This is a genomic window from Acinetobacter lwoffii (assembly GCF_029024105.1).
Taxonomy (GTDB): domain Bacteria; phylum Pseudomonadota; class Gammaproteobacteria; order Pseudomonadales; family Moraxellaceae; genus Acinetobacter; species Acinetobacter lwoffii.
The window spans coordinates 35,398-48,940 of sequence record NZ_CP118963.1; the positions used below are offsets into that span (position 1 = coordinate 35,398).

Below are 13,543 nucleotides of genomic sequence, written 5' to 3' on the forward strand. Positions count from 1 at the left end.
ATGATAAATAAAATAATAGGCAGAAAAAAAAGCCCCGACATCCTGTCGGGGCTTTTTCGTATCTCGTGATTTAGGTATAACTCCTGTCGTACCTCACGTCCTGGTGTTGCGATGTTATTCTTGTTTTTAGGTCTTCTGGAGCATCCTGCTCTCTATGTTTATAAAGTAATACACATCCCGGTGGCGCACTAGCAGCAGATTGCGGTTATTGCTGTACGCTTTGGCTTACATCAGCGCAGAGAAATTAAGCTGTGCAAACTTAACCGGTTGTATTGCATTAAAAATGTATATCTAAGCCGATATAAGGACCTTTAAATTCCAGCTGTAAGTCTGGACGTTGATCCTGTTCAAAATCTACCTGCATGAGGCGATAACCGATTTTGGCACCGACATCGACCAGCAGATTATCAATGAAATCATATTGCAATTCTGCCTGTACGTCGGTTTTTCGGGTATCGCTGCCGCGACTGTAAACCGCTTCTGCTTTGGCACTCATACCGGTAAATGGCAATTTAACCCCGGCTGTTGCATAGAGCAGTGGGCTATATTCATCCAGATCGTATTGCGTGAAAGCGCCGGCAGTCCGGTTTTCCACCGTACCATCCAGATTGGTTAAACCTGCACCTATATCCGCATGCACAATGGTATCCAGCAATTCGTAATACAGAATATAGTCAATATTGTTCAGCTCGATATCTGAGGCATTGACAGGAGAACTCTGTTCGCTGGTGCTGTCCAGATTGACGTATTTAATCTTGGCATTTGGCAATAACGGTACCGGATGTTCTACAGCGACAGATAGTTGTGCTGTACCTTGTCGATCCAGCTCATGCTTGAAATTGTTATCCTGGCTATAGCCGTCAAAATCCCAGTAGCTGAGATCCGCTTTCACGCCAATCACATCTGCATGACTGAGCGTACTGAGTCCAAAACCGAAGAATAAGGTGGTGAGTATTTTTGCGCGCATGGCTCTATTCCCTAAAGCTTTATTAAAATTAGAAGTGTCTGGTTACTTAAAAGCATCTTCTTAATATGGAGTAGCAAGTGCATGATATAGAGAATTTCAAAAATGTATATCCTTAGATTTTGCAGGACAATAAGATGGTAGCGAGAAGCACACAACAAGCGAAAGAGTATGCATTATATGTCGCCGGTCAGGTGGCTCAGACGGGTGAATGGCTAGAGGTCAAACATAAATATAACCACGAACTGTATGCCCGTGTCGCTTTGGCAGATGCCAACACACTGGAACAGGCGATTCAGTCTGCCGTAGACGCAGAAGCCGAAATGGCTGCCTTAGAGCCGTTCCAGAAACAGAAAATTCTGCTGCATTGCGTACGCCGTTTTCGTGAGATTCATGAAGAACTGACCGAAATTCTGATTGCAGAGGGCGGTAAACCGCGTAAAGCGGCCGAAGCTGAAGTTGAGCGTCTGATTAATACCTTTCAGATTGCCGCAGATGCCGTGACCCAGGTTGATCAGGGACGTATGCTGCCTTTGGCCGTGACTGCGGCAGCATCCGGTTATCAGGGTATTGTGAAGCAGGTGCCAATTGGTGCAGTGTCTCTGATCAGTCCGTTTAATTTTCCTTTAAACCTGACCGCGCATAAAATTGCTCCTGCGATTGCAGCCGGTTGTCCCTTTGTGCTGAAACCGCCGAGTCTAACCCCGATTTCTGCCTTAAAAATTGCCGAAATTCTGGCGGAAACCGATTTACCGCAAGGTGCCTTTTCGGTATTGCCCTGTCCGCGAGAGCTGGCCGATCTACTGGTCACTGATGAGCGTTTTAAATTACTCAGTTTTACCGGTTCCGATGCTGTGGGCTGGGATATGAAAGCGCGTGCCGGACGCAAAAAAGTGGTCTTGGAGCTGGGTGGCAATGCTGCTGTCATGATTGAGCCAGATACCGAAATTAACGATGTCTTGATTAACCGTCTAATTGGCGGGGCGTATAACCATGCCGGACAGGTGTGTATCAGTGTGCAACGCATTTTGGTGCATCAGCAGATTTATACTGAAGTGAAGGACAAACTGCTGGCGAAACTGAAAACGATTAAAGCCGCTGATCCGAATCTGAGCACAACCTTGGTTGGTCCGATGATCAAGGAAGATGAAGCCAAACGCCTGAAAAAATGGCTGGATAAAGCCGTGAAAAAAGACGCGAAAATCCTGATTGGAGGCGAATTGAATGGTGTGATGTTCGCACCGACCTTGCTGGAAAATGTAGACCACAGTCTGGAAATCTACCGTGATGAAGCCTTTGGCCCGGTGGCAATTCTGGAAGCGTATGCTGATTTCGAATCCGGTATTGCCTGTATCAACCGCAGCCGTTTTGGCTTGCAAGCTGGAGTGTATACTCAGAATCTGAACAAGATGCTGTATGCCTGGGATCATCTGCATGTCGGCGGTGTCATTATCAATGATATTCCGTCTTTCCGGGTCGATAACATGCCCTATGGCGGGGTCAAAGATTCAGGTCTGGGTCGTGAAGGAATTCAGTCCGCCATTCGCGATATGCAGGAAGAGCGCATGCTGGTGATTAAAGCCTAGGTTCAGAATATTCAATTCATCGCTTCGATATCACAGGTGGCTGGTTTTTAAATCTGCTTGTGATATTTAAACCGGTTTTTAAAGAGGTCAAAATTCCATGAGAGAATTTGATTTCCCATATCACGGCTTGGTCATGTGCCTTAGTATGAGCCGTTTCATCTTCAAATAATGATCTAAAAACAGATGCTGGATCAGAGTCTTGGAATACATTTTTTGAAACAGCGACCCTGTAGTAAAACTTAAGAAAAATATATTCCAAAAAGTTTGTCAATATATAACTTGTTTAATCTGCCTTATTTTGCAGAATTATTGAACGCTTAATTCGAATAGATTATAAATAACGAATATTTTAAGCAGAATTTACAGAAAAAATTTAAAAAAGTCAGTATTGTTAAATCATCTACAAGGTCAGTTTTTCGATCAGACTTTAAGCAAGATGTAAGACCTGCTGACCTGTTTGTACATTAGAATTCGACGCCCACAAGGTGCCCTCTAATTCAAACACCCAAAATTATTGAAAATGCTTCTTTTTTTGCTTGCGCCATAACCATAACAAGCAGCATCTAAAGGGGTTAAAAGTTTAGGTGTTCTATGACAGAAACTCGTGAGAATTGGTCCGCACGATCAGGATTCATTATTGCAGCGATTGGTTCCGCCGTTGGCTTGGGGAATATCTGGCGTTTCCCTTATGTTGCCTATGAAAATGGTGGCGGGGCATTCCTGATCCCCTATCTGATTGCGATTTTCGCAGCAGGTTTACCTTTATTGTTTTTAGACTATGCGGTCGGACACAAGTTCCGTAAAGCACCGCCTATGGCCTATAAAAAACTCATGAATGCCGAATCCTTGGGTTGGTGGCAGGTCATGGTCACTCTGGTGATCGGGATTTACTATGCCAGCGTCTTGTCCTGGGCTGGCAGCTATATGTTCTATTCCTTTGGACAGCAGTGGGGCACAGATACCCAAGGCTTCTTCTTCAATACTTACCTACAAAATGGTGAGGGTCTGACGCTCGGTTTTGTACCTGTGCTGTTCTTTGGTCTGGTGGTCGTTTGGGCAGCAGTCATGCTGATTCTTTACGGTGGAGTACGCCGTGGGGTAGAACTGGCGAATAAAATCTTTATGCCATTGCTGGTGATTTTATTCACGATCCTAGTGATTCAGGCAGTACGTTTACCTGGTGCAGTCGATGGTTTAAATGCTTTCTTCACGCCGAACTGGGAAGCGATGGCCAACTATAAAGTCTGGTTAGCCGCTTTTGGTCATATCTTCTTCTCACTGTCAGTGGGCTTCGGGATCATGTTGACCTATGCATCTTACCTGAAACGCAAAACTAACCTGACCGGTTCAGGGATTGTGGTGGCATTGGCCAACTCGTCTTTTGAAATTCTGGCGGGTATTGGTGTCTTTGCCGCGCTTGGTTTTATGGCGTTCAGCTCAGGCGCGAAAGTTGAAGATGTAGTATCTGGCGGTATCGGTCTGGCCTTTATTGCGTTTCCGAAAATCATTTCCAGTTTAGGTGCAGGTGGTGACCTGTTCGGTTTCCTGTTCTTTGGTTCATTGACGGTTGCCGGTATTACCTCGATGGTCAGTATCCTGCAAGTTCCGATTGCTGCGTTCCAGGACAAACTGGGCTGGTCAAAGAACAAGTCAGTGACGATTATTGCTGGTGGTTCAGCAGTGATTTCTACCCTGATGTTCTCGACACATAGTGCCATTACCTTTGTCGATATCATCGACTACTTTGCCAATAACATCGGTATTGTCGGTGGCGGTCTGTTATCGATTATTCTGTTGTCGTGGTTCCGTCGTCCATTAATGAAACAGCTGGAAGGCCATGTGAATGAGTTTGCCAGCGTGAAACTGGGTGCGAGCTGGAACTTCATGCTAACGGTGATCACGCCTTTGTCATTATTGCTGGCATTGGGCCTGACCCTGAAATCGATCATGGCAGAAGGTTATGGTGGCTATGCTGCCAGTACCCTATGGATGGTAGGTGGAGGAGTAATGGCATTCTTTATTCTGGGTGCCATTCTATTCAGCCTGATTAAAGATCGTCACAGCTAGGAGAGCGACTATGAATACATCTGCACTAATCATGATGATCATCTCTATCGTTTTATTATGGGGTGGTCTGGTACTGGCTGTGATTCATCTGGCAAAGAATCCGGAAGAACCAGAAGACTAAAAATCTTCACATAAACCTACTGTTACCATAAATAGAAGTCATTATCATCCTTGATGATAATGACTTTTTTAATGGCTGATGCTTTGACATGATTTCCGTTTCAGATGGACAAGTCCATACAGCCTTTGCCGTGACTTTATTTGCCGGGCTGGCCACCGTGGTGGGTGGGGGACTGGTATTATTCTTAAAAAAACCTAATTTCCGTTTGCTAGCCTTTGGTCTGGCCTTTGCTGCCGGTGCCATGATTTATGTCTCTTTAACCGAAATTCTGAACAAATCGATCGCGTCCTTTAGCCTGGATTTTGATGAAAAAAACGGTTTTGCCTTTGGCACTTTTGCTTTTTTACTGGGCGTAGTTCTGGTGTTATTGCTGGATCGCTTTGTGCCGAATCCCCATGACACCATTGAAACCCATTCTGCCAAGGGCGTCAGTTCAACCCAATTACTGCGTACCGGCATGTTGACCCTGTTTGCGATTAGCGCACATAACCTGCCGGAAGGACTGGCGACGTTTTTTGCCACACTGGAAAGCCCTGCTTTGGGTGCGCCACTGGCGGTGGCAATTGCGATTCATAATGTACCAGAAGGTGTGGCGATTGCCTTGCCGGTATATATGGCCACGGGCCGTAAAGATTATGCGCTCTGGGCCAGTCTGGTTTCGGGTTTGGCCGAACCATTGGGGGCAGCGCTCGGTTATTTTATTCTGGCACCTTATATGAGTGAAACCGTCTATGGTCTGATCTTTGGGGTGATTGGCGGCGTGATGGTTTATCTGGCACTGGATGAATTATTGCCGACGGCAAAACGCTATGCCAAAGGACATGAAACGGTATATGGGCTGGTCAGTGGCATGGCTGCATTGGCCAGCAGTCTGGTGATTTTTAAGTTTATTCAATAAACCTCATATTCACTAAATCACGAGATATAAAAAAGGCAGCTTAGGCTGCCTTTCATTTTAAACGCATGATTTATGCCGTTTTTTCAATACGGCAATAGAAGAAGCCGTCGCCTTGATCCGCTTTCGGTAACAATTGACGGCCATGAATCTGTTCGATGCCCCAATCGGCTTCGATTTTGATTTCTTTGGCATCGGCATGTTGAGCAAAGAACTCGACCATCTGTTGTTCATTTTCGGCTTTCAGAATTGAACAGGTGATGTACAGCAACGTACCACCAACTTTCAGTTGCTGCCACATATTTTCCAGAATCTGCTTTTGCAGATGTACCGTTTGCGGAATATCTGTAGAGTGACGTAGCAAGCGAATATCCGGATGACGACGGATCACACCAATTGCGGAACATGGTGCATCCAGCACGATACAATCCACCGACTCAGGTGCTGTCCAAGTGATCGCATCAGCCGCGATAATTTCAACTTCCGCATATTCAGTTAATAGTAAACGTTCCAGATTTTCTGCCACACGGACTAAACGTTTGGCATCCTGATCAATCGCATAAAGCTTTTTCGGGCTATATTTTTCCAGAATGTGCGCGGTCTTACCCCCTGGAGCGGCGCAGGCATCTACCACGACTTTGCCTTCAAGGTCAGGAACTAAGGTCGCACATAGCTGGGCATGTTCATCCTGAACCGAGAAACCACCGGCTTCATAGCCTGGCAGATTCGGAATATGGACATTCTGTTCCAGAACGATGCCAACTTCGGAAAGAGTGCAGGCACGCGCCTCATAACCTTCTTCTTCCAGAATTTCCAGATATTCATCGCGGCTGACCTGGTTGACATTGACACGCAAGGTGAGCGGCGCAATCTGTTTCAAGTCATGCGACAGTTCGGCAAGCTGTTCTGGCCAGTCTTTCTTTAAACGCTTGTAGAGCCAGCTTGGCAGACCATGCGCCTGATTTAAAGCCAGGTCAAATTCTTCTGTTTCACGTGAAACACGACGCAGAACGGCATTGACCAGACCGCTTAAAGGTTCAAAGCCCAGCTGTTTGGCTGCAGTCACGGTTTCTGAAATCGCAGCATGCGCCGGAATACGGGTACATAGAATCTGATACAAACCCAGATATAAGCAGCTTTCTAAAGCTTGGTTATCAAGAGGTTTGGTTAATAAAGGTAAAGTAATGGCTTTCAGGCCATGCCACTGACGTAAACAGCCCAAAGTTAACTCGTGATACAGACCACGGTCACGCTCAGACACGATGTTGATATGTTGATTGAGTACAGAAGCAAGTGATTGGCCGTTTTGTACAGCCAATAGGGTTTTTACAACTTGCGCGCGCAAATTCAAGTTTTTAGCTGATGATTGAATTTGGCTCATGCGAATTTATATCCTACCGATAGTTTTTGAGTTTGATTAATTTGAACAGCATTCAGGGCTTTGCCACCTGGCCATTGCAGATTGGTGATGCAAATAGCATGTTGATCACCACACATCACATGCACGCCATCTTTATCCAGGGCAATCACTTCACTAGGCAGGGCATTGCTTGCCTTTTGTGTGGAAAGTGATGAATTCCAGATGCGTAAATTGTTGCCGTCATCTAGCGGGGTGAATGCCACTGGCCAGGGATTAAAGGCACGAATATTACGGTCAATATCTGCTGCAGGCTGGGTCCAGTCAATTTGTGCTTCGGCTTTTGTCAGTTTATGCGCGTAGACAGTCAGATTTTCATCCTGAACTTCACGGGTCTCAAGATAGTGCTGTAAAGTCTGTTCCGATTCGAGCACGGCCACAATCGCCTCAGCACCTTGCAGCGCCAGTTTGTCATGCAGGCTGGCAGATGTATCTTCGGCGCTAATCGGGCACAGTGTTTTATACATCATGTCCCCGGTATCCAGACCGGCTGCCATTTTCATAATGGTCACACCTGTTTCGATATCGCCGGTAGCAATCGCGCGCTGAATCGGGGCTGCACCGCGCCAGCGTGGCAACAGCGAACCATGAATATTCAGGCAACCATATTTTGGCGTATCCAGAACCACTTGTGGCAGGATCAGGCCATAAGCTGCCACCACCATCACATCTGCATTTAAGGCTTTAAGTTCCGCTTGCGCCGCCAGACCTTCTTCAGTCGATGACTTGAAATGTAAAGGCTGATAGACCGAAAGATGATGTTCAAGCGCTAACTGCTTCACCGCAGATGCCGTGAGCTTTTGTCCACGTCCGGCCTTGCGGTCCGGTTGAGTATAGACCGCCACAATTTCATGTTCGGTTCTAAGCAACGCAGCCAATGCAGTCGCTGCAAATTCTGGTGTGCCTGCAAATATGATCTTCACACATGAAATTCCAAATAAACTTAAAAGCTATTATAAGCCAAAAGCCAAATTTCAGCCTAATCGTTGCAAAAACTTATCCGAGAAGCTTGGTGAGTGCTTGAATTTCAGTGGAATTTTTATATAAAAAAAACTCATGCAAATTGTAAAAATTATTCATGAAAGTTTTGTATTGTCCTGATGATGATGGCGGTATAGTAGATTTCATTAAGAAATTTTTATCGTCAGATCATCCAAATCTCTCTATAGACATTTTTGCCTGTATCTACACCCAAAAGGCCATCTTGTAAATCAAGGGCTTGTAGTATGATAGGTTTAAAATTCAACTGATTTAAGCTCCTTGTCAGTATGATTTAGCCAGAGTGGATCTGCCCGATTCATTGCAAGCTCAAACTTTGTTGGAAATATAAAATGCCTGACTATCGTTCAAAAACATCGACACACGGAAGAAATATGGCTGGCGCACGCGGTTTATGGCGTGCCACCGGCATGAAAGATGAAGATTTCGGTAAGCCGATTATTGCGGTGGTGAACTCGTTCACCCAGTTTGTACCGGGTCATGTGCATCTTAAAGACCTGGGTCAGCTGGTGGCACGTCAAATTGAAGCGTCAGGCGGCGTGGCCAAAGAATTCAATACTATTGCGGTCGATGACGGCATCGCGATGGGTCATGATGGCATGTTGTATTCATTGCCTTCGCGTGACCTGATTGCAGACTCGGTCGAGTACATGGTCAATGCCCATTGTGCCGATGCGATGGTATGTATCTCGAACTGTGACAAGATCACCCCAGGCATGTTAATGGCCGCGATGCGTCTGAACATTCCAGTAGTATTTGTCTCTGGCGGTCCAATGGAAGCGGGCAAGGTCAAAATCCGTGGCAATGAAAAAGCCATTGATCTGGTTGATGCCATGATTGTTGCAGCAGATGACAGCTTCACTGATGAAGAAGTTGCTGAATATGAACGTTCAGCTTGCCCAACCTGTGGTTCATGTTCAGGCATGTTTACCGCAAACTCGATGAACTGTTTGACTGAAGCACTTGGTTTATCGCTTCCGGGCAATGGTTCAACGCTGGCAACCCATGCCAACCGTAAAAAATTATTCGAGCGTGCGGGTCAATTGATTGTTGAAATCACTAAACGTCATTATGAGCAAAATGACTACAGCTTATTGCCACGTTCAATCGCGACCAAAGCAGCGTTTGAAAATGCGATGACTTTAGACATTTCCATGGGTGGTTCAACCAATACGGTTCTACATTTGTTGGCAGCAGCACACGAGGCAGAAGTCGACTTTACCATGACTGACATCGATCGTTTGTCACGTAATGTGCCAGTTCTTTGTAAGGTTGCGCCGGCGAAGCAGGACGTGCATATGGAAGATGTACACCGTGCCGGTGGCATCATGTCGATCCTGGGTGAACTGGATCGCGCGGGCTTGCTGGATACTTCTGTTCCAACCGTGCATGAAAAAACTTTAAAAGATGCCTTGGATAAATGGGACATCATCCGTACCGAAGATGAAGAGGTGTATCAATTCTTCAAATCGGCACCGGGCGGTGTTCCGACCCAGACCGCATTCTCGCAAGACCGTTACTATGCGCGCTTAGATGGTGACCGTGACAATGGCGTGATCCGTAATGCAGCCAATGCCTTCTCACAAGATGGTGGTCTAGCGGTACTTTACGGCAACATCGCGCTAGAAGGCTGTATCGTAAAAACTGCGGGTGTGGATGATTCAATCCTGAAATTCAACGGGACTGCACGTGTGTTTGAAAGTCAGGATGCTGCAGTTGAAGCCATTCTTGGCGGCAAAATCACTGCGGGTGATGTCGTCGTGATTCGCTATGAAGGTCCACGTGGTGGCCCGGGTATGCAGGAAATGCTGTATCCAACCAGTTACTTAAAATCGAAAGGTTTGGGTAAAGACTGCGCACTTTTAACGGATGGCCGTTTCTCGGGTGGTTCGTCTGGTCTGTCGATTGGTCACGTGTCGCCTGAAGCGGCTGAAGGCGGTGCAATTGGTCTGGTGGAAGATGGCGACCGTATCGAAATTGATATTCCAAACCGTACCATTCACCTGGCAGTGGATGATGCAACCATGGCAGCGCGCCGTGAAGCACAAGAAGCCAAAGGCTGGCAGCCTGCTGAACAGCGTCCGCGTAAAGTGTCTAAAGCACTGAAAGCGTATGCGATGCATACTACTAGTGCGTCGAAAGGTGCGGTACGTGATATCTAATTTGTAATTTTACAGATTTAAATAGCACTCCAGATGGGGTGCTTTTTTTATACAAGAAACTATCTTAAAATGAAAGAGGACTCCACCCGACAGTCAGGGTGGAGGTGAATTTCGTAAGTTTTTTAATTTAGCTTTAATTCGTTTTTATGTTAAAATAAAAGAAATATAACATTGTATTTAAATAAGTTTTAAAAAAAATGAAAATCAACAAGGCGTATAAATTTAGGCTTGAGCCTAATGAAGAGCAAGAGGTTATTTTAAACAATCTTGTTGGTTCTGCGCGTTTTGTTTGGAATCAAATTTTAGTTGTGTCATTTGAAATGTTTGCAAAGAATGAATTTATCAATGCAACCAATTTGGTGAATAAAATCACCAGTCTTAAAAAGAATCCTGAATATGCTTTTTTAGCAAATCATTCTAATGCTGTTTCCCTACAGCAAAAAATTCGTGATCTGGCTTCGGCTTGGACAAGGTTTTTCAATGCAAAAGAACATGCAAGATTAAAAGAAAATAAGCGTAAACCACGCAAGCCCAAATTCCTCAAACTCACTGATGGTTCTGAAATCCAGTTACGCCCACTGATGCCTAGATTTAAGAAAAAATCAGATGGTTACGATTCAATTAGATTGGTGCAATTTGATAAATATTGTCGAATTGAGGGTAATCGAGTTAAGCTGCCAAATGGCATAGGATTTGTGAAATTTAGAAAATCACAAGATATTCTAGGCACAATTAAGAATGTGACAATCAGTAAGAGATCAGGTCATTGGTATATTTCATTTGGCAGTGAAAAAGAGTTATTGGAAAATCCAGTACATCCATCCAAAACCGCAGTTGGTGTTGATTTAGGTGTCAAGAAATTAGTCACAACATCTGAGGGTGAGGTATTTAACCCAAAGAACAGTTTTAAAACCAACCAAATTAAATTAGCTAAACTTCAACGTAAGTTGAGCAAAAAAGTGAAGTTTAGTGAAAATTGGAAAAAGTTGAACACCACAATTAACAAGCTACATTATCATATTGCCAATATTCGGCATGACTACCTACATAAAGTCACGACAACTCTCAGCAAAAACCACGCAATGATCGTAGTTGAGGACTTAAAAGTAGCCAATATGTCGAAGTCAGCAAGTGGCACAATCGAGAAAAAAGGAAAGAATGTCAAAGCCAAGTCGGGCTTAAACAAGGCAATCCTAGATCAAGGTTGGTCAATGCTTGTTGATATGTTGGAGTACAAACAACAATGGCGAGGTGGTTTACTCGTTAAGATTGACCCGAAATACACAAGTCAAACGTGTAGCTCCTGCGGTCATGTTGCAAAAGAAAATAGGCTTACTCAGGCACATTTTGAATGTGTTGCGTGTGGCTTTAGCGAGAATGCGGATATTAACGCTTCTCGTAATATTTTGGCGGTGGGACACACCGTTTTGTCTGTGGAGGGTGGATGCGGTAAAGGTTGCCCGATGAAGCAGAAAGCAAGCGAAATCCGTGAGGAAGTCACCTAAGAGCTGATGCTTTTAGAATCCCCCACTTGAATAAAGTGAAAGTGGTGGGAGTATGTCAAACAATGGCCTTAAAATAAATTGTCCAAGACCGACACTTAAAATCGGTCATCGCCCAGGAAGAGAATAATGAGTAAAGATAATATCCGCGAGCATTCTGCCCCTGTTTATGAAGGTATTGAAAATGCACCGGCGCGTTCCATGATGCGTGCTACCGGTTTTAAAGATGCCGATTTTGAACGGCCATTTATTGGCATCGCTTCGACCTGGGCCAATGTCACGCCTTGTAATATGCATATTGATGGTCTGGCCAGAACCGTAGAGCAGGGCGTGAGTGCGGCGGGTGGCAAGGGCATTATCTTTAATACCATTACCATTTCAGATGGCATTTCCAATGGCACCGACGGCATGAAATATTCCCTGCTGTCACGGGAAGTGATCGCAGATTCGATTGAAACCGTGGTCGGCTGTCAGGCTTATGATGGTGTGATTGCCATTGGTGGCTGTGACAAAAATATGCCCGGCTGCATCATGGGATTGGCGCGCCTCAACCGTCCGGGGCTGTTTATTTATGGCGGAACCATCAAACCGGGTGAAGGTCATACCGACATGATTTCAGTGTTTGAAGCGGTGGGTCAATATGCCAAAGGTGAAATCAACGCGATTCAGGTCAAGCATATTGAAGAGGTTTCCTTGCCAGGTCCGGGTTCGTGTGGCGGTATGTACACGGCCAACTCGATGGCCTCTGCGATTGAAGCTTTAGGCATGAGCCTGCCGGGCTCTTCGGCACAGGAAGCGGTATCGGAAGACAAGCAAATTGACTGTGCCCGGGCCGGTGAAGCGGTGATGAACCTGTTGCGACTGGATATTAAGCCGCGCGACATCATGACCAAAGCCGCCTTTGAAAACTCGATTAAAGTCTTGATTGCGCTGGGTGGTTCGACCAATGGTGTACTGCATCTTTTAGCCATGGCACATACAGCAGGAGTGGAATTGAGTCTGGATGATTTCGTGCGGATTGGTAAAGATATTCCGGTGGTGGCCGACGTGCGTCCATCAGGTAAATATCTGATGTCAGAACTGATTGCGATTGGTGGAATTCAACCACTGATGAAGCGCATGCTGGATGCCGGCATGCTGGATGGCTCATGTCTGACGGTCACAGGTAAGACGCTGGCAGAAAATCTGGCCGATGTGCAGGACTATCCGGAAGGCCAGCAGATTATTCTGCCTTTTGATGCGCCAGTGAAAAAAGACTCACATCTGGTGATTCTAAAAGGCAATCTGTCACCGAAGGGCGCGGTCGCCAAAATTACCGGTAAGGAAGGACTGCATTTTGCTGGCCCGGCTCGCGTGTTTGAAGGTGAGCAGGGTGCCATGCGCGGTATTCTGGATGGCGAAGTCCAGCCGGGTGAAGTGGTGGTGATTCGTGGCGTTGGTCCCAAAGGTGGCCCGGGAATGCCAGAAATGCTGAAACCGACCTCTGCGATTATCGGGAAGGGCTTAGGCGCTTCAGTTGCCCTGATTACCGATGGACGCTTCTCGGGTGGCAGTCACGGTTTTGTGATTGGTCATGTCACCCCCGAAGCTTATGATGGCGGCCCGATTGGTCTGGTACAAAATGGCGACCAGATTTCAATTAATGCGGAAACCCGGGAAATGACCTGGCATGTGGATGAGCCGGAGATTGCAGCACGTCAAGCAGCCTGGATCAAACCAAAACCGAACTATACCCATGGAGCACTGGCCAAATTCGCCAAACTGACCTCAGGTGCAGAAACCGGGGCGGTCACTGACTTGAATCTTGACCTCTAATCCATTGTTAAACAT

10 protein-coding genes are annotated in these 13,543 nt (G+C 45.9%); 7 read left to right on the forward strand and 3 right to left on the reverse strand.

Going from position 1 to position 13,543, the window contains the following annotated elements; translation table 11 throughout:
• Window positions 1-277: 277 nt before the first annotated feature.
• Window positions 278-967 carry a TIGR04219 family outer membrane beta-barrel protein gene (locus PYW33_RS00150; RefSeq protein ID WP_004647696.1) on the reverse strand — a complete coding sequence of 230 codons (690 nt, stop codon included), beginning with the start codon at window positions 965-967 and terminating at the stop codon, window positions 278-280.
• Window positions 968-1,101: 134 nt separating this feature from the next.
• On the opposite strand from PYW33_RS00150, the gene PYW33_RS00155 reads away from it, so the two are divergent.
• The 4 genes from PYW33_RS00155 to zupT all read left to right on the forward strand — a co-directional run bounded on the left by PYW33_RS00155 (window position 1,102) and on the right by zupT (window position 5,636).
• Entirely contained in the window at window positions 1,102-2,550 is a 1,449-nt protein-coding gene (locus tag PYW33_RS00155) for an aldehyde dehydrogenase family protein (RefSeq protein WP_004647695.1), read from the forward strand.
• 591 nt (window positions 2,551-3,141) lie between these two features.
• A complete protein-coding gene (locus PYW33_RS00160; protein WP_004280815.1) occupies window positions 3,142-4,617 on the forward strand; it encodes a sodium-dependent transporter in 1,476 nt (491 codons plus the stop codon).
• A gap of 10 nt (window positions 4,618-4,627) precedes the next feature.
• Complete coding sequence (locus PYW33_RS00165; protein WP_004647694.1) at window positions 4,628-4,738, forward strand: methionine/alanine import family NSS transporter small subunit; 111 nt, start codon at window positions 4,628-4,630, stop codon at window positions 4,736-4,738.
• Between the two features lie 88 nt (window positions 4,739-4,826).
• Window positions 4,827-5,636 carry a zinc transporter ZupT gene (gene zupT, locus PYW33_RS00170; RefSeq protein ID WP_004647693.1) on the forward strand — a complete coding sequence of 270 codons (810 nt, stop codon included), beginning with the start codon at window positions 4,827-4,829 and terminating at the stop codon, window positions 5,634-5,636.
• Window positions 5,637-5,706: 70 nt separating this feature from the next.
• Here the strand turns inward: zupT and rsmB are convergent, their stop codons facing one another.
• Window positions 5,707-7,014 (reverse strand): 16S rRNA (cytosine(967)-C(5))-methyltransferase RsmB, encoded by a 1,308-nt coding sequence (gene rsmB / locus PYW33_RS00175; protein ID WP_004647692.1) that lies wholly within the window; start codon window positions 7,012-7,014, stop codon window positions 5,707-5,709.
• A complete protein-coding gene (gene fmt / locus PYW33_RS00180) occupies window positions 7,011-7,973 on the reverse strand; it encodes a methionyl-tRNA formyltransferase (protein WP_004647691.1) in 963 nt (320 codons plus the stop codon). The genes rsmB and fmt overlap by 4 nt, the downstream gene beginning before the upstream one ends.
• 408 nt (window positions 7,974-8,381) lie before the next feature.
• On the opposite strand from fmt, the gene ilvD (PYW33_RS00185) reads away from it, so the two are divergent.
• The 3 genes from ilvD (PYW33_RS00185) (at window position 8,382) to ilvD (PYW33_RS00195) (ending at window position 13,528) form a co-directional block, all read left to right on the forward strand.
• On the forward strand, window positions 8,382-10,211 hold the full coding sequence (gene ilvD, locus PYW33_RS00185; RefSeq protein WP_026055737.1) for a dihydroxy-acid dehydratase: 1,830 nt from the start codon (window positions 8,382-8,384) through the stop codon (window positions 10,209-10,211).
• A gap of 197 nt (window positions 10,212-10,408) precedes the next feature.
• Window positions 10,409-11,716, forward strand: a complete 1,308-nt coding sequence (locus tag PYW33_RS00190; protein WP_004647689.1) for an RNA-guided endonuclease InsQ/TnpB family protein — start codon at window positions 10,409-10,411, stop codon at window positions 11,714-11,716.
• Window positions 11,717-11,842: 126 nt separating this feature from the next.
• Window positions 11,843-13,528, forward strand: a complete 1,686-nt coding sequence (gene ilvD / locus PYW33_RS00195; protein WP_004647688.1) for a dihydroxy-acid dehydratase — start codon at window positions 11,843-11,845, stop codon at window positions 13,526-13,528.
• The last annotated feature ends 15 nt before the right edge of the window (window positions 13,529-13,543 follow it).